Source organism: Amycolatopsis arida (genome assembly GCF_900115565.1).
Classification (GTDB): Bacteria; Actinomycetota; Actinomycetes; order Mycobacteriales; family Pseudonocardiaceae; genus Yuhushiella; species Yuhushiella arida.
The window spans coordinates 470,796-486,557 of record NZ_FOWW01000002.1; the positions used below are offsets into that span (position 1 = coordinate 470,796).

Consider the following 15,762-nt stretch of genomic DNA (forward strand, 5'->3'; position numbering starts at 1 on the left):
CCTGCGGACGGATAGACCTCTGGCCGCTTCCCCTTCCCTCGATCGGTGGGAATGTGTCACTCCGTCGGCGGATACCGTCGCCACGCGGTCCGCGACGGGGACTGTCCTGGTATCCGACCCGGTACTGTTCCGCCCGCATCGCATCGTTCATGCGAAAGAAAGGGAAGACATGAGGAGAATCGCCTCGTCGGCGACGTTGCTGGCGGCAGCGTTGTTCCTGGCGAGCCCGGTGGCGAGCGCCGAGCCGGCCCAACCTCCAGCGGGCTCGATCGAGCAGGGGGATGGTTACGCCTTCTTCGACTGGGAGAACTGGCAGAACCGGGCGGCGTGGAAACACTGGATGGAGCCGTCGGGAACCTTGAACCCAGAAAAGATGGCATTCACGCGCTCGGTTACTGACGTCGCGGATCTGTTCACGCCGATCGAGGATTGAGCGCACCGCGGTCCCTCGCTCCGGTGGTCACACCACTCGCCGGGCACCCCACCGATGTCACGTCCCTGGCCTGATCGGGCACCGGTCAGGCCAGGGACAGGGCGATGCCGTCGAGGATGTCGTGCTCGCTGACCACGAGGTCGGCTGGTCCGCCGCGGCGGACCAGCTCCTCGGCCAGCACCCGCACGATCACCGCGCCGCCGCCGATGACGTCGACCCGGCCGGGGTGGATCACCGGGTTGGCCGCGCGGGTGGCGTGGTCGACGGTGAGCAGCCGCTCCGCCACGCTGTCGATGTCCGCCTTCGACAACCGGGAGAGGTGGGTGCGGGTGGAGTCGTACCCGGGCAGCTCCATCGCGACGGCGGACAGCGTGGTGACGGTGCCGGCCACGCCGATCCAGGTGCGCGCCTTGCTGACGTCGACGGCGTCGAACGCCTCGGCCAGCACCTGCCGGGCCAGCTCGCGGGCCGCGTCGACCTCGGCGGGCCCGGGCGGGTCGGAGCGCAGGGTGCGCTCGGTGATCCGCACGCACCCGATGTCCACCGACCGGGCCGCGTGCACGTCGGCCTCGCGGCCGTCCCACGAGCCGAGCACCAGCTCGGTGGAGCCGCCGCCGACGTCGACGACCAGGAACGGGCCGTCGTCGGGGTCCTGCTCGCCGACCGCCCCGGTGAAGGACAGCCGGGCCTCCTCGTCGCCGCTGATGACCTCGGCGTCGACGCCGAGCACCTCGCGGGTCATGGCGAAGAACTCGTCGCGGTTCGCGGCGTCCCGGGTGGCCGACGTGGCGACCATGCGGACCCGCTCCACGCCCTTGCGCCGCGCGGCGATCGTGTAGTCGACCAGCGCGGCGCGGGTGCGCTCCAGTGCCTCGGGGGCCAGCCGCCCGGTGGCGTCCACCGCCTGCCCGAGCCGGACGATGCGCATCTCGCGGTGCAGGTCGCGCAGGTCGACGCTGCCGTCGTGGCGGTGCGTCAGCTCGGCGACGAGCAGCCGGATGGAGTTGGTCCCACAGTCGATCGCGGCAACACGTGGCATGCCGCCACCCTAGCCGGCCGCCGTTCCCTCAGGGGGTCGACGACCCGCTGCTGGGCTCAACGCCGGACGGCGTGTCCGAGCGGTTGGTCCCGGAGGTGGGCTCACCGGTTTCGGGGTCGCACGGCGCTGGCGACTCGGACCCGGACTCCGACTCGGACTCCGACCCGGTGGCGGCCTCCTCCCCCGGCGTCGGCGTCTCGCAGGTGTCCTCGCCCGGCTCGGTCGACGGATCGTCACCGCTCGGCGGCGGGTCGCTCGGCGTCGAGGGCGGGTCGCTCGGCGTCGAGGGCGGGTCGCTCGGGGTCGAAGGTGGGTCGCTCGGGGTCGAAGGTGGGTCGCTCGGCGTCGTCGGGTCGCTCGGGCCCGGCTTGCTCGGGTTCGTCCCGTTCTCCGCGGGGAGCTCGTTCGACGGCGAGCCAGGCCGGGTGGATGGCTGCCCGCCGGGCGCGGGCGTCGACTCGCCGGGCAGCCCCGGCGGCGGGACCGGCGCCGGCGCACCGGACACCGTCGTCGTGTTCACCGGCACGCCGATCGGCACCCGGCTGTTCGGCACCGCCGCCACCCCGCTGCGGTACGCCCGCGCCCACGCGATCACCGTGTCCACATAGCTCTGCGAGTTGTTGTACCGGAACAGCGCGGCCCGCAGCTGCGCGTCGTCGGCGAGGTCCAGTCCGCCCGAGCACAGGTACCGCCCGGTGGCCAGCGCGGCGTCGAAGATGTTGTTCGGGTCGGTCACGCCGTCGCCGTTGCCGTCCGAGGCGTAGCGCGCCCACGTCGACGGGATGAACTGCGTCGGCCCCACCGCGCGGTCCCACACCGGGTCCCGGTCGTGGCGGCCGCCGTCGGTGTCCCGGATGGCCGCCACCGGCCCGACGCCGTTGAGCACCGGCCCGAGGATCGGCTCCAACGTCGTGCCGTTCGCGTCGACGTAGCCACCGCGCGCGTGGTTCGACTCGATCCGCCCGATGCTGGCGATCAGCGCCCAGTCGAGATGGCATCCCGGCGCCTCGCGGGCCATGATGTCAGCCGCCCTGCGATAGGCGGCCAACGCGGTGTCCGGGATGCCGAGCGGCCCGGTGACCGACTGCGGCAGGTACGCGGGCAGCGCGGCGGGGGTGGGCGAGTCCGGCAGGCTGCCGTTCACCGACACCGTGGGAGCCTCGGAGGGCAGGCCACCCGCCAGCCCGGCGACCGGGTGGCCCGGCTCGTCGCCGGCGGCGAGGTTCACCCACTGTGCGCTGCTGCCGGTGACCAGCATCGTGGGCAGCACGGCCAGCGCACCGGCCAGCATGGCGGTGCCGGTCCGGTGCCGGACACCACATCTCCGCACCGCGCCGGACATTGCCTTCGGCACTCGATAGACCCGCACTCCCCAGCCTCCCGTGATCCAACACACCCGTGGGCAGTCCGATGTTGCGGCACACGATGTGAAACCCGTGTTGCCGAGCGCCCTCAGACTGACATTCGTACCGCCTCGGCCGAAGCCCCGACACCGTATTTCGGCGGGAATTGCTCCATCCGCAGCAACGATGCCGACGAGCACGTGTACCGCGGTGCGCCCGACCATCGCCGGAACGCTCACCGGGACGACAGGATCACTCCGCGGCGCAGTCGCCGGCGGGCCACTCGTCCCGCAGCAGCTCCACGGTCTCGTCGCCGAACGGGTTCACCCCTGGCCCGCAGGCCAACGTGTGCGCCAGGTGCACGTGCAGGCACTTCACCCGCCCCGGCATGCCCCCCGCGGTCACCTCGTGCCCCAGCGGCTCGATCGCGTTCCGCTGCGCCAGGTACGACTCGTGCGCCCGCCGGTACGCCGCGGCCAGGTCCGCGTCCTCGGCCAGCCGCTCGGTCATCTCCCGCATGACCCCCGACGCCTCCAGTGTGCCCACCAAGGACGTCAGGCGAGGGCAGGTGAGGTAGTACAGCGTGGGGAACGGGGTGCCGTCCGCCAGCCGCGGGTTGGTCTGTACCACCGCGGGATGCCCGCTCGGGCAGCGTGCCGCGACGGCCCGCAGCCCCCGCGGCGGCCGGCCGAGCTGCTCGGCGATGACCGCCCGGTCGTGCTCGGTCACGGGCTCGAGGTCGCTGTCCACCCGAGCAGCGTAACCAGGCGGCTCAGCGGCCGGTCGCGCTGTCCCACAGCCGTTCGTACCAGGTGCCCTCCGGTACCGACCGCTGCCCCGGCGGCGGCTGCTCGGCCCGCGTCCTGTCCTCGGGCAGCTGCACGATGTACGGCGTCTCGCCCGGCATCACGTAGCGCAGCCGCCGCCGCGCCTCGGCCTCGATCTGCGCCGGGTCGTTCTGCTCGGCCTTGCGCTGCTCGAGCCGCGCGACCCGCTGCTCCAGCTCGGCCTTGCGCTGCTCGTACTCGGCCAGCTCCGAGCGCTGGCTCAGGTAGGTGCGCAGCGGCACGGCGAGGGTGAACACCAGCGCGCCCACCACGATCGCGGCGAGGGCCGCCCGCCGCGTGGTGGACAGCCCGAGCACCTTGGCGGCGCCGGTGGCGCGGGTGGCGCTCAGCCCGCGGCGGAGCCGGGCGCGGCGGCCACCCCGGCGGGTGCGCTCAGGGCGGCGGGGGGACGAGCTCTGCGCCCGACCCCCGGCGCGCCGGCCGCGCGCTCTGCCCCGCTCCGCCACGCTGGGTCAGCTCTCCGGGGAGAACCTCGGGAAGGCCAGGTCGCCGGCGTAGCGGGCCGCGTCGCCGAGGGTCTCCTCGATCCGCAGCAGCTGGTTGTACTTCGCCACCCGCTCGCCGCGCGCGGGGGCGCCGGTCTTGATCTGCCCGACGCCGGTGGCGACGGCGAGGTCGGCGATCGTGGTGTCCTCGGTCTCACCGGAGCGGTGGCTCATCATGCACTTGTAGCCGTAGGAGGTGGCCAGCGACACGGCGTCCAGCGTCTCCGACAGCGTGCCGATCTGGTTGACCTTCACCAGCAGCGCGTTGGCCGCGCGCCGGGTGATGCCCTCCTCCAGCCGGTCGGGGTTGGTGACGAACAGGTCGTCGCCGACCAGCTGCACCCGCTCGCCGAGCTCGGCGGTCAGCCGCACCCAGCCGTCCCAGTCGTCCTCGCTCAGCGGGTCCTCGATGGACACCAGCGGGTAGGCGTCGACCAGCTCGGTGTAGTAGCCGATCAGCTGCTCGGCGCTGCGCTTGGTGCCCTCGAAGGTGTAGGCGCCGTCGGCGAAGAACTCGGTCGCGGCCACGTCCAGCGCCAGCGCGACGTCGCGGCCCGGCTGGTAGCCGGCCTTCTCGATGGCGGTCACGATGATGTCCAGCGCCTCGCGGTTGTTCGCCAGGCTCGGCGCGAAGCCGCCCTCGTCGCCGAGCCCGGTGGCCAGCCCGCGGCCCTTCAGCACCGACTTCAGCGCGTGGTAGACCTCGGCGCCCCAGCGCAGCGCCTCGCGGAAGGAGTCGGCGCCGATCGGCGCGATCATGAACTCCTGGATGTCCACGTCGGTGTCGGCGTGCGCGCCGCCGTTGAGGATGTTCAGCATCGGCACCGGGAGCACGTGCGCGTTCGGGCCGCCGAGGTAGCGGAAGAGCTCCAGCTCGGCGGAGTCGGCGGCGGCCTTCGCGACGGCGAGCGAGACGCCGAGGATCGCGTTGGCGCCCAGCCGGGACTTGTCCGGCGTGCCGTCGAGGTCGACCAGCTTCTGGTCGACGATCCGCTGGTCCACCGCCTCGACGCCGGCCAGGTCCGGGCCGATCTCGTCGAGCACCGCGGCGACCGCGCGCTCCACGCCCTTGCCCAGGTAGCGGCCGGCATCGCCGTCGCGCAGCTCGACGGCCTCGTGCTCACCGGTGGACGCCCCGGACGGCACCGCGGCACGGGCCAGCGTGCCGTCGTCGAGGGCGACCTCGACCTCGACCGTCGGGTTACCGCGCGAGTCCAGGATCTCGCGCGCGCCTACCTGCTCGATGACCGCCACGCCTTGCTCCTCACGGGTTGTGCCAGAGACGTCCGGCACCAGCGTAGCGGCCGGTCGAGGTCACCCGTCGGAGGCACGCAGGCCCGGCGGCGCGGTGCCGTTGCCGTGGTCACCCGGCCGCACCTCCTGCCAGCCGGAGGGCAGCTCCACCGTGTCGGAGATCCGCTGCCAGAACGACCAGCTGTTGCCGCCGCAGTCCTGCACGGAGAACACCCTGGCGCCGTAGGGCTGGTCCTGTGGCCGGCTGACCTCGGCCTGCTCGCCGACGGCCGCGCACACCCGCTCGTAGTAGGCGTCGACGTCGTCGACGTAGACCACGTTGAGCTGGCCGACCGGCCCGTCGACGCCCTTGGCCGCCCAGTAGTCGGCGCCGACGCCGGTGATGTGCACCTCGGCGGCGCCGACCAGCAGGGTGGCCTGGAACACCGCGCCGGCGGCGTCGACGTAGCGGACCTTCTCGGTGAAGCCGAAGACCCGGGTCAGCCACTCGACCGCCTCGGTGGCGTCGCCGTAGTAGAGGTACGGCGCCAGCCCGAGGTAGCGCGGCCCGGGGTCGCTCGTCACGGGATCGGTCATGGCCGACAAGTCCACCACACTCGGGTCAACCGGTCGGCGGCAGGTCACAGGTGCCCTGGCCGGGCAGGGGCCGGTCCAGGTCGAAGAACTCGCCGGGAACGCCGGGGTTGGGCAGGGTGTGCGGGGCCGGCTCGCTGTAGGCCGGGGCGAGCAGTCCCCTGGCCATCGGGCCGCAGGCGATCGAGTAGCCGTGGCCGCGGCCGGACTCCAGGTAGATGCCGCGGTTGCGCGGGTACCAGGTCTCCCCGACGCGCAGCAGGTAGGTGATCTCCCAGCGCTCGGCGGCGACGATGTCCAGCGGGGCCCGAGCGGCGGCCGGGTCACCGATGTCGAAGGCGTAGGCCACCACGTAGTCGGTGCGGACGCGCAGCTCGCCGCGCCGCTCACCGGGCTCGGCGGTCATGGTGCCGTTCACCCTCGGCTCGGCGGGCAGCAGCCGGAAGCCGGGGGCGACCCGGGTGGCGTAGTAGGACGGCCACCTGCCCGGGTCGGCGAACGCGCCGCGCACCTGGTCCTGGTAGCTCGGCGCGAAGTGGCCGACAACGGGCTCGACGTCACCGCCCTGGACGACCGACCGGTCCAGTCGCGCGCGCACCAGCAGCGACCTGACCTGTTCCAGCGCGGCGGCGACCTCGTCGGCGGAGAGGCTGCCGACCTCGTGCGGGGGTGGGAGCACGATGCCGTCGGCCCCGGCCGGCCAGTCCTGCGCCGGAGTTCCGGCGAACGGGCGGGCAAGGTCGATCTCCGGGGGTGCCGGGGGCTCGGGCTCGCGGATGTGCAGCGCGTAGGTGGCGGCGGCCACCGCGATGAGCACCGCGCCCAGGAGGAGTGCCGTACGCGGGAGCCGGAGGCGCCGGACGAGGGCGCGTCGGGCGGCGCGGCGCGCGTTGCGTTCGGCCCGCCGGTTCCATTCCGGGTCGCGCAGGTCCGGATGGTCGAACGGATCGGTGCGCACTCCAGCCCCCTTGTCGCGTTTTGCGGGTTGATCGGGCGCCGCGGTGTCCGCGTTAGCGAGGGTGTTGGCCGGGCGGATCAGCGGGTACCGTCGAAAGGACCATGACAGAGCAGGAACCGGACACCGGCGAGGATCGGCTGCGGGCGTTCCGCCGGGCCGAGGAGCTGGTGCGGCGGCGCCCGCTGGACGCGTTGAAGGCGCTGGAGCCGGTGCTGGCGGCCGAGCCGGACAAGCCGAGCGTGCAGTTGCTGGCTGGGCGGGCGTACTTCCACTCGGCGCAGTTGCGGCAGGCCGAGACGGCGTTGAGCCGGGTGGTGGAGCTGGACCCGGCCGACCACTACGCGCGGTTCGTGCTGGGCAGGACCCTGCAGCGCCTCGGCCGGCTGGTCGAGGCGCTGGGGCAACTGCGGATGGCCTCGGCGATGAACCCGGTGCCCGAGTACCAGGACGCCATCGGCGAGGTCCGCGCCCGGCTGGCGCTCGGCAGCTCCTGAGCGTTCCTGGCCTTCCTCGTCCGGCGGTGGGGCTGTCCTCACCCCGTCCTCTGTGGCCTGCCGGATGTTCGAGTTCCGGTCTCGCCCGTAACGTTCCGCGTGACCTCAACCGAGCGAAGGGGGACGATGTGATGCGGGCGAGAAGGGTTCGGCGGCTGGTGGCCGGCGCGTTGGCGCTGGCCGTCGGTGTCTCGTGCGTGACCGCCGGAACGGTCGCCGCGGAGCCGCGCGGCGGGCACGCCGACACCAAGGCGATCGTGGACGGCTTCGTCGAGCAAGGGGTGCCCGGGGCGATGGTCTTCGCCCGCGACCGCCACGGCAGCTGGACGGTCACCAGCGGCACCCGGAAGCTGGGCACCCATCGGCCGATCCGCCCGTGGGACCGGGCGCGGGTCGCCAGCAACACCAAGATGTTCGTCGCCGCGGTGGTGTTGCAACTCGTCGGCGAGGGCAGGGTAGGGCTGGACGCGCCGATCGAGGAGTACCTGCCGGGGTTGGTGCGGGGCAACGGGTACGACGGTCACGAGATCACCGTGCGGCAGCTGTTGCAGCACACCAGCGGGATGGCCGACTACGTCCGGGACGTGCTGACCGACCCGAGCGCCGGCGACCGGGTCTGGCGACCGGAGGAGCTGGTGCGCCTGGGGTTGAGCCATCCGCCGCTGTTCCCACCGGGCACCGGCTGGCAGTACTCCAACACCGGGTACATCGTGCTCGGGATGCTGGTCGAGGCGGTGACCGGAAACGGCGTCGGCACGGAGATCACCGACCGGCTCATCCGGCCGCACGGGCTGTGGCAGACCACGTATCCGGACGTCGGGCAGAAGCGAATCCGAGGTCCGCACGTGCGCGGCTACCACGCGTTCCCCGGCATGCCGATCGCCGACGTGACCGATTTCGAGCCCAGCATCGCCGGTGCGGCGGGGGCGCTGGTCTCCACCGGCCCGGACCTGACGCGGTTCGTGCGCGCCCTAGTCTCCGGGAAGGTGCTCCGCCCGGATCTGCTCGCGGAGATGCGCTCGACGGTGCCCGCGGGCGGAGGCGCCTACGGGCTCGGGATCAGGGAGTACTCCCTTCCCTGCGGTGGCGTGGCGTGGGGACATGGCGGCAACATGCCCGGCTTCGACTCGTTCACGGCGACCACGGACGACGGGCGCTCGGCGTTCGCCGTGGCCAACGGCCACCGCGCGGCCGGCGGCCCTGCCGACCTGCGGAAGGCGGTCGAGTCGGCGCTGTGCTGACCGATGCCGGAACGGCCCCGCCTTGGTCGGCGGGGCCGTTCCGGCATGGAGTCGCTGAGCTCCACGAGACTTCACTGGCCGGTGGCGTAGGTCTCGGCGGCGAGGAAGACGTCCTGGGCGTAGCCGACCGACTGGTTGTAGGTGAGCACCGCGGTCCACCACCCGTCGGGGCTGCCGAGGTCGCCGCCGCTGGCGCAGAGGTAGCGGGCGGCGGTGAGGGCGGCGTCGTCGATGTTCTGCGGGTCGGGTGGTGCGCCGTCCCGACTGGCGCGGGCGGACCAACGCGCCCACGTCGCCGGCAGGAACTGCATCGGCCCGACCGCCCGGTCCCACCGGGTGTCGCCGTCCAGCCGGCCGCCGTCGGTGTCCGGGATCTCCCGCACGCCGGGTGCGCCGTCCAGTGGCGGGCCGACGATCGGCGGTGAGATCACCCCGTTCGCGCTCACCTCGGCGCCACCGAGGCGGCCGTGCTGCGACTCCACCCGCCCGATCGCGGCGAGCGTCCCCCACGACAGTCGGCATTCCGGCGCCGCCGTGCGCATCCACATCTCCGCCCGGCCGTACGCCGCCAGCGCCCTCGCCGGCACCCGCGTGCGCGTCGCCATCTGCTCGGCCCACGCGTCGAGCTCGGCCTGGTCCGACGCGTCCAGCCGGTCCTCCGGCGCGGCCGGCGCCGGGGTGGGCGCGGCCGCCCACGGCTCGGGGCGCGGCGCCTCCACGCTCGGCTCGGCCGGCGGCGGCTCCTCGTCGTCCCGGTTGACGCCGATCGTGAGGACCAGCACGAGTCCCGCCACCACCAGCGCCACCGCGAGCGCGATCCGACCCAGCGCGCGGGGCGGCGGCAGGAAGCCGGGTAAGGAACCAGCGGTCACCCGGTCAGGTTACGGGGACAGTGACGGAACACCGCGTGGATCACCGCGGCCGCGGCCGGCTCGTGGTTTCCGGCGTGGCCCTGTGCGCAAGGATGACGCCATGGCGGACGACTCCACGACGATCGAACTCACCCGGTCCGAACTCCGGGAGGTCGCCGGCTACGCGGTGGCGTGCGCGCGGCCCGCGTTGGCGATCTTCGAACGTGATCGCCCTGACGATCGGCGCCCGCGAGCCGCCATCGACGCCGCGCGGGCGTTCGCGGACGGAGGCGAGCGGACCAAGGCGCTCCGGGACAGCGCGTGGGCGGCACAGCGAGCGGCTCAGGAGGCCCGCGATGCGGGACAGGCCGCGGCGAGCGACGCCGCGCGCGCGGCCCTCGCCGCGGCCGGTGCGGCGTTCCTCCACCCCCTGGCGAAAGCCACTCAGGTCAAGCACATCCTCGGGTCGGCCGCGCATGCCGCACGAGCGCTCGAACTCTCCGCCGGAGCCGACCCCGCCGTCGGAGCCGACCACATCGCACGGTCGCGGATCCTCGCGTCTCCCGTCGTGGTCGACGTCCTGCGGCGCTACCCGGCCGCCCCGAGTGGCGGTGGGCGGGTCGGAGAGCTGGTTCGTCAGCTGGACGCGTCGCTCCGGTGATCCCCGGCGGTGCGCTGGACGGGTGATCGGACGGTTTCGCCGTTGGCGGAAAGCGGATCCGCGGGCCCGTCGAGCCGCCTAGGCTGGCCGGGCAGCCCAGGAAACCGTAGGGGGACGTATGGAAATTGTTACCGGTACCGCGGCGGGCGTACCGTTCACGGCGCTGCCACCGGCCGGCGACACCGACGGCCCCGCGCCGTTGATCGTGACCTGGCACATGCTGGACGCGCCTCGCACGGACGCGGCCTTCGCGGCCGCACTGCCCATGACCGGGGTGCCCGCCTGGCGGGTGCACCTGGGCATGCCGATGTGCGGCGCGCGAATGGTCGACGGCCGTGTCGACGCCGTCATCGAGCTCATCCGCGAGGACCCGTTGATGGCGTACCTGGCCCCGTTCCTCTCCCAGGCCGCCGATGAGTTCCCGGCCGCGCTGGCCGCGCTGCGCGATCAACTGCCGGTCGACGACGAGCCGGTCGCCGTCCTCGGCGGTTCGCTCGGCGGAGCCGTGGCGCTGGAAGTGCTGACCACGGGGCGGATTCCGATCAGGGCGGTCGCGCTGGTCAACCCGGCGGTGCGGATTCGGTCCGCCGTGGAGCTCATCGAGGCCGGGTTCGGACAGGCCTACCCGTGGACCGCCGAGTCCCACACGACGGCCGACGAGCTGGACTACGTCGCCCGCGTCGCCGGAGGCGTTGCGGCACAACCGCCGCTGCTCCTCGTCAGCGGCGAGCGGGACCACCCCGCGTTCCGAACGGACGCGGCCGCTCTGGTCGACGCGCTGCGCGAGCGGTACGCGCGCCCGGACGACGTCGAGCTGACGACGGTGCCGGACCTGGCACACCCGCTGGCCGAGGAACCCGGCCTGGAACCGGCGCCGCAGCTACCCGTGACCAAGGTGGTCGACGACATCCTGACCCGGTGGTTCCTCCGGCAGCTCACCGCGACCTGAGCGACACCAAGATCACCGGCAGGTGCCGCGCCAGTGACCAAACTGGAACCGGCGACGCCCGTTGCCCACGCATGACCAACCCGATGGACAATAACCGTCTGCTACAAGGCCACGCCGCTCCTTGCGCACGCGTCGTTCGGCGCGCTTGGCACACCTACCAGTATGGCGCGGTCCGAACAGCGCCGGCGGCGGCCCGCGGAGGGCAACAACTCTCAGGATGACGCGCCGTAGCAGGTGGCGATCGCCGCGGCGCGGTTGCGCAGGGAGGAGCGCAACCACGGCGGGGCCAGGGCTTCCGCGTGCGTGGCGAGCTGCCACAGCGCCCATTCGGCGTGTCTCGGATCCTGGAAGGTCACCTCCAGCCGCAGCCAGCCGTCCGCGTCGGCTTCTTCGGCGCGGACGGCCAGCGCGGTACCCACCAGGTCCTCTCGCCGCGCCGGGTTCACCCGTACCAGCACGGCGACCTGGTCGCCGCCGGTCCGAAACCGCGTGCTGCGTTCCCGCCAGGCCCGGTCCAGATCGACGTGGTCTGGTCGCTGTGCGGGTTCGTCGAGTTCCTCGGCCGCCAAGACCCGGGACAGCCGGTAGGTGCGGTCCGCGCCAGACCTCGTGGCCAGCAAGTAGCCCTGGTCGCGTACGGTGACCAGGCCGATCGGGTCCACCGTGCGCCACTTCGGGGTCTCGTCCGCGGCCGCGTAGTGGATGCGCAGCTTGTGTCCGGCGAACACCGCGCTCCGGACCTCGGCCACGATGGTGTCGGGCACCTCCTCAGCGACGACGCGGCGCGAGAGGAGGTCGGTCTCCGGGTCGATGAGCAATCGCTGCGCCGCGCCAGCCGCGGTGTCCCGATAGCCTTCGGGCAGCGCGTCAACCACCTTGAGCATCGCGGAAGCGAGCGCCGAGCCGAGGCCGAACACCTGCACGCCGCGCCGGGATCCGGCGACCAACAGGGCGAGCGCCTCGTCGTGGTTCAGTCCGGTCAGCTCGGTCTGGAAACCGGGCAACAACGCGAAACCGCCGTGCCTGCCGCGTTCGGCGTAGACCGGGACGCCGGCCGCGGACAGCGCCTCGATGTCGCGCAGCACGGTGCGGGTGGATACCTCCAGCTCGCGGGCCAGCCTGGCCGCGGACAGCCGACCGCGCTGGCGCAGCAGCAGCACCAGCGAGACCAATCGGTCAGCGCGCACACGAAAACTCTACCGAAATACACGACACGGGATGTCGTGATTCGTTGGGAGGCTTTCAACACGGCGTCAACGATGGGCGGCTACCGAGCCGGCGGACGTACGTACTGTCGATGAATCGAATGGAGCTGATGTGGCTGTGGAGCGAACGGCGGTCAACCCGTGGACGTGGTCGGTGGAGATGGGGTACAACCAGGGTGAGATCGTCTCCGGGCGCACCCGGACCCTGTACTGCGCCGGGCAGACCGCGATGAGCGGCGACGGCAAGCCCCAACATGCCGGTGACATGGCGGCGCAGTTGGCGCTGAGCCTCGACAACCTGGAGGCCGTTCTCGGCGAGGCCGACATGTCCCTCGGAAACCTCGTCCGGCTCAACGTCTACACCACCGACGTCGATCTGCTCTTCCAGCACTACGGCGTGCTGGCGTCGCGGTTGGGCGCCGCCGGGGTGGCGCCGACCACCACGATGCTCGGGTTGACACGGCTGGCGATCCCCACCCTGATGGTCGAGCTCGAGGGGACCGCCGTCGCTTGATGCGACCTCGCCGCCTCCGCTGCAGGTGAGTGGTTTCCGGTGCTCAGGATGGTGACGATCGGCGACCGAGGACGACCGCCACGGGGTCGGCAAGCGCTCGCGCCGCGAGCTGGCAGTCGAGTACACCGGCCGCTACCCAGCGAGATCCTCGACCGCGCCGACCGCACGCCGATCGTGTTGGTGCCGTCGAGCAGGGACCGCGGCGCTGCTCGGTGTCGAGCGCGCCGCTGGGCATTCCACCGCTCGTTGATCGCCCAGCGGCTGACCGAGCAGCGCCGCGTCCCGATCGAGCGCCTGAACCCGTTCTGACGCGTGGATTTCTCGGGCACGAGGTCATCTCGTACTCTCGCGCAACCCCGTTGTCCCATGCCACACAGCGCGACCGCCGAGGTCGAGCTGCGGCGGCGGTATGTGCGGATGATCGCGCTGGTGGCCGAGGTGGAGCGGCGGGACCTGGGTCGGCGGTGGGGGTATGCGGGCAGCACCGGGGTGGTTTCGGGAGGAGCTGCGGCTCTCGCCGCGGGAGATCCGTACCCGGTTGGGGTTGGCCGCTCAGGGCGAGCACCAGAGCCGCCATCGCACCGGAGGCAGGGGATCCCCCGTGCTGAACGCTCCCGGGCGGAAAGTCAGCGGGGCCAGTAGCGGCGCCAGCCGTCGGCGTCCAGGGTGGCCGGCTCGATGCCGGCCGCCCGGGCGGCCCGCTCGGCGGCGCGCACCCCGCGGGCGAACTCCTTGGCCACCGCGCGCAGTGCGCCCTCCGGGTCGACCCCGGCCCGGCGGGCCGCCGCGGCCAGCCGGAACAGCTTCGCGCCCTCGTTCACCGGCTCGGGGAACAGGTCGAACGGCAGCCCGGCGCGCCCGGTGCGCTGCCCGAGCTTGCCGGCCAGCGCCGCCGCCGGCTGCCCGGTCGCCACGCCGTCCAGAATGGACTCGCGTTGCTTCTCCGTCTGCTTGAGCTCCTCCCAGCGCGCCTGCTGGTGCTCAGCGGAGTGCACGGCCTCACCCTCGCCGAACACGTGCGGGTGCCGGCCGACCAGCTTGTCCACCAGCGCCCGCGCCACCTCGTCGATGTCGAAGGGGTCGGCGGCGTCCTCGGCGGCCACCCTGGCGTGGAACAGCACCTGCAGCAGCACGTCGCCCAGCTCCTCGCACAGCGCGGCCCGGTCGCCCTCCTCGATGGCCTCGAGCAGCTCGTAGGTCTCCTCGACCAGGTACTGCCGCAGCGAGGCGTGGGTCTGCGCGGCGTCCCACGGGCACCCGCCGGGCGAGCGCAGCCGGTCCATCACCTCCGCGGCCCGGACCAGCGGCGGCACCGGCGTCGACACCACGGCCGCGCCGTGGGCGATCAGTGCCGCGGCACCGGGCTCGGCGGCGTCGGCCGCGACCAGCACGACGCCGGGCAGCCCGGTCAGCTCGCCGGGCGCCGGCGCGGGCTTGGCGTCCAGCGCGGTGCGGGTGGCCTCGGGAAGGTCGGCCGCGGCGTAGACGAACTCCGCGGCCCGCAGCACCGGCCACGCGGCGGCGGGCAGCACCCCCGGCAGCGACGCCGGGGTGAGCACCACCGTGGCGCGGGCGCGCGATGAGGTCATGGCTGCACGGTACGCGGGTGCAGCAGGTGCCCGGTCACCTCCTCCTCACTGGGCACCACGGACATCCCGGCCGCGTCCCACACGCCGTAGCGCGGGTTCACCCGCACGCCCAACTCCTCGGCGATCGGCTGGAGCATCCGCAGGCCGACGCGGTAGAGCTGCTGCGGGTCGGACTGCCGCGCGCCGTTCGGTTGCCCGGCCGCGCCGCCCTGGCTGGGATCCTCCTGCCCGGGGTCGGTCTGCGCCGGGTCGCCCTGGGATGGCTCGCCCTGGCGAGTGCCGGCCTGCGCGGCGTCGCCCTGGGACGGCGCACCGTGCGCCGCGTCCGGCTCGCTCGGGTCTGGCTGGGTGGGATCGGACCGGGTCGCGTCGGGCCGGTGGGGATCGGGCCGCGTCGGGTCCGCCTGCGCGGGCAGGCCGGGCACGCGAGCGGACTGGTGGGTGCCGCCGCCGTTGGCCGGGCGGAGCTGCCGGTCCTTCACCAGCGCCACCAGCCACCCGGACTCCTGCCGGCTCGGCTGGATCACCACGACGGTGCCGGGGGCCGAGCCGAACAGCGCGCTGCCGGCTAGCTCGGGGCTGGACTGGATGGCCTGGGCGAGGCTCATCCGCTGGTCGATCACCTGGTGACCGGCCTCCCGCAGGACGCGCGGGGCGGCGGCCGGGGCGGCGACGAGTCGCTCGCCGAGGTCGCGGGCCTGGTCCTCGGCGGTGTTGCCCGGGCTCTCCTGGGTGATCACCGTGCCGACGAAGTCCACGCTCAGCCGGTCGACGTAGCGCTGGCCGAGCTGCTGCAGCAGGAGCTGGTCGGCGGCGACGTCACGGATCCGGTCGGGCGTGACGCCCACCGAGCGGGCGGCCTGGTCGACCCCGCCGGCCGAGTCGACCAGCTCGGTCACCTCCCGCGGGTCCACCCGCAGCCCCTCGCGCTCGGTGGCGACGCCGAGCAGGTGGTGGACGATCCGGCTCTGCACGATCTGGCGGGAGATGGTGTCGAACTTGCGCTGCTCGCGAGCCTGCTGGGCCTCGGGCACGTTGTCCAGCAGCCACTGGATCTCGCTCTGCACCGCGTCGAGCGGGATCGAGTGGTCGCCGACGATCGCGGCCGACGTGACCTGGCTCGGGCCGGATCCGCAGCCGGCGAGCACGAGCGCGGAGACGACGGCGACGGCGACGGCACGAGCGGTGAGCAGCACCCGGGAACGACCGATGATCCTCATCACAACGGGTACCCTCTCACAGCCCCGCCGGCCGCCGGCAAGAGCCGGCCGGCTGCCCGCAACAGGGCGGCGACCCAACGGGCTGACCAGGGCGGCGGCCCGAAG

General features: G+C 73.2%; 17 protein-coding genes. 6 read left to right on the top strand and 11 right to left on the bottom strand.

The genetic code is table 11. The features are described from left to right. Positions 1–169 precede the first annotated feature (169 nt). Positions 170–433 (top strand): hypothetical protein, encoded by a 264-nt coding sequence (locus BM051_RS07030; protein WP_092529203.1) that lies wholly within the window; start codon positions 170–172, stop codon positions 431–433. An 85-nt stretch (positions 434–518) separates the two neighbouring features. On the opposite strand, the gene BM051_RS07035 is transcribed toward BM051_RS07030, so the two are convergent. The 7 genes from BM051_RS07035 to BM051_RS07065 all read right to left on the bottom strand — a co-directional run bounded on the left by BM051_RS07035 (position 519) and on the right by BM051_RS07065 (position 6,933). Beyond that, positions 519–1,472, bottom strand: coding sequence for a Ppx/GppA phosphatase family protein (locus BM051_RS07035; RefSeq protein WP_092529204.1), 954 nt, complete (start codon positions 1,470–1,472; stop codon positions 519–521). A 28-nt stretch (positions 1,473–1,500) separates the two neighbouring features. Continuing rightward, a complete protein-coding gene (locus BM051_RS07040) occupies positions 1,501–2,841 on the bottom strand; it encodes a lytic transglycosylase domain-containing protein (RefSeq protein WP_243859205.1) in 1,341 nt (446 codons plus the stop codon). Between the two features lie 226 nt (positions 2,842–3,067). Next, positions 3,068–3,565: a DUF501 domain-containing protein gene (locus BM051_RS07045; protein WP_092529206.1), complete on the bottom strand. Its 498-nt coding sequence runs from the start codon at positions 3,563–3,565 to the stop codon at positions 3,068–3,070. A gap of 22 nt (positions 3,566–3,587) precedes the next feature. Next, positions 3,588–4,109, bottom strand: coding sequence for an FtsB family cell division protein (locus BM051_RS07050; RefSeq protein WP_092529207.1), 522 nt, complete (start codon positions 4,107–4,109; stop codon positions 3,588–3,590). A gap of 6 nt (positions 4,110–4,115) precedes the next feature. After that, entirely contained in the window at positions 4,116–5,402 is a 1,287-nt protein-coding gene (gene eno, locus BM051_RS07055; RefSeq protein WP_092529208.1) for a phosphopyruvate hydratase, read from the bottom strand. Between the two features lie 60 nt (positions 5,403–5,462). Further along, entirely contained in the window at positions 5,463–5,978 is a 516-nt protein-coding gene (locus BM051_RS07060) for a VOC family protein (protein ID WP_092529209.1), read from the bottom strand. A 25-nt stretch (positions 5,979–6,003) separates the two neighbouring features. Beyond that, on the bottom strand, positions 6,004–6,933 hold the full coding sequence (locus BM051_RS07065) for a hypothetical protein (RefSeq protein WP_092529210.1): 930 nt from the start codon (positions 6,931–6,933) through the stop codon (positions 6,004–6,006). A gap of 101 nt (positions 6,934–7,034) precedes the next feature. On the opposite strand from BM051_RS07065, the gene BM051_RS07070 reads away from it, so the two are divergent. Next, the gene (locus tag BM051_RS07070; protein ID WP_092529211.1) at positions 7,035–7,427 is read left to right on the top strand and encodes a tetratricopeptide repeat protein; all 393 of its coding nucleotides are present in this window, start codon (positions 7,035–7,037) and stop codon (positions 7,425–7,427) included. Between the two features lie 131 nt (positions 7,428–7,558). Further along, complete coding sequence (locus tag BM051_RS07075) at positions 7,559–8,668, top strand: serine hydrolase domain-containing protein (RefSeq protein WP_092529212.1); 1,110 nt, start codon at positions 7,559–7,561, stop codon at positions 8,666–8,668. A 71-nt stretch (positions 8,669–8,739) separates the two neighbouring features. Here the strand turns inward: BM051_RS07075 and BM051_RS07080 are convergent, their stop codons facing one another. After that, complete coding sequence (locus tag BM051_RS07080) at positions 8,740–9,540, bottom strand: lysozyme family protein (protein WP_341770748.1); 801 nt, start codon at positions 9,538–9,540, stop codon at positions 8,740–8,742. A 100-nt stretch (positions 9,541–9,640) separates the two neighbouring features. Between BM051_RS07080 and BM051_RS07085 the strand changes: the two genes are divergently transcribed. Further along, positions 9,641–10,180 carry a putative immunity protein gene (locus tag BM051_RS07085; protein ID WP_092529213.1) on the top strand — a complete coding sequence of 180 codons (540 nt, stop codon included), beginning with the start codon at positions 9,641–9,643 and terminating at the stop codon, positions 10,178–10,180. 118 nt (positions 10,181–10,298) lie between these two features. Further along, positions 10,299–11,129 carry an alpha/beta hydrolase family protein gene (locus BM051_RS07090; RefSeq protein ID WP_092529214.1) on the top strand — a complete coding sequence of 277 codons (831 nt, stop codon included), beginning with the start codon at positions 10,299–10,301 and terminating at the stop codon, positions 11,127–11,129. Positions 11,130–11,341: 212 nt separating this feature from the next. On the opposite strand, the gene BM051_RS07095 is transcribed toward BM051_RS07090, so the two are convergent. After that, on the bottom strand, positions 11,342–12,316 hold the full coding sequence (locus tag BM051_RS07095; protein WP_092529215.1) for a helix-turn-helix transcriptional regulator: 975 nt from the start codon (positions 12,314–12,316) through the stop codon (positions 11,342–11,344). A gap of 136 nt (positions 12,317–12,452) precedes the next feature. Between BM051_RS07095 and BM051_RS07100 the strand changes: the two genes are divergently transcribed. Then, positions 12,453–12,848 carry a RidA family protein gene (locus tag BM051_RS07100; protein WP_092529216.1) on the top strand — a complete coding sequence of 132 codons (396 nt, stop codon included), beginning with the start codon at positions 12,453–12,455 and terminating at the stop codon, positions 12,846–12,848. 626 nt (positions 12,849–13,474) lie between these two features. On the opposite strand, the gene BM051_RS07105 is transcribed toward BM051_RS07100, so the two are convergent. Together BM051_RS07105 and BM051_RS07110 are read right to left on the bottom strand one after the other, a co-directional pair. After that, on the bottom strand, positions 13,475–14,437 hold the full coding sequence (locus BM051_RS07105; RefSeq protein WP_092529217.1) for a nucleoside triphosphate pyrophosphohydrolase: 963 nt from the start codon (positions 14,435–14,437) through the stop codon (positions 13,475–13,477). After that, a complete protein-coding gene (locus BM051_RS07110) occupies positions 14,434–15,657 on the bottom strand; it encodes a SurA N-terminal domain-containing protein (protein ID WP_092529218.1) in 1,224 nt (407 codons plus the stop codon). The genes BM051_RS07105 and BM051_RS07110 overlap by 4 nt, the downstream gene beginning before the upstream one ends. Positions 15,658–15,762 lie beyond the last annotated feature (105 nt).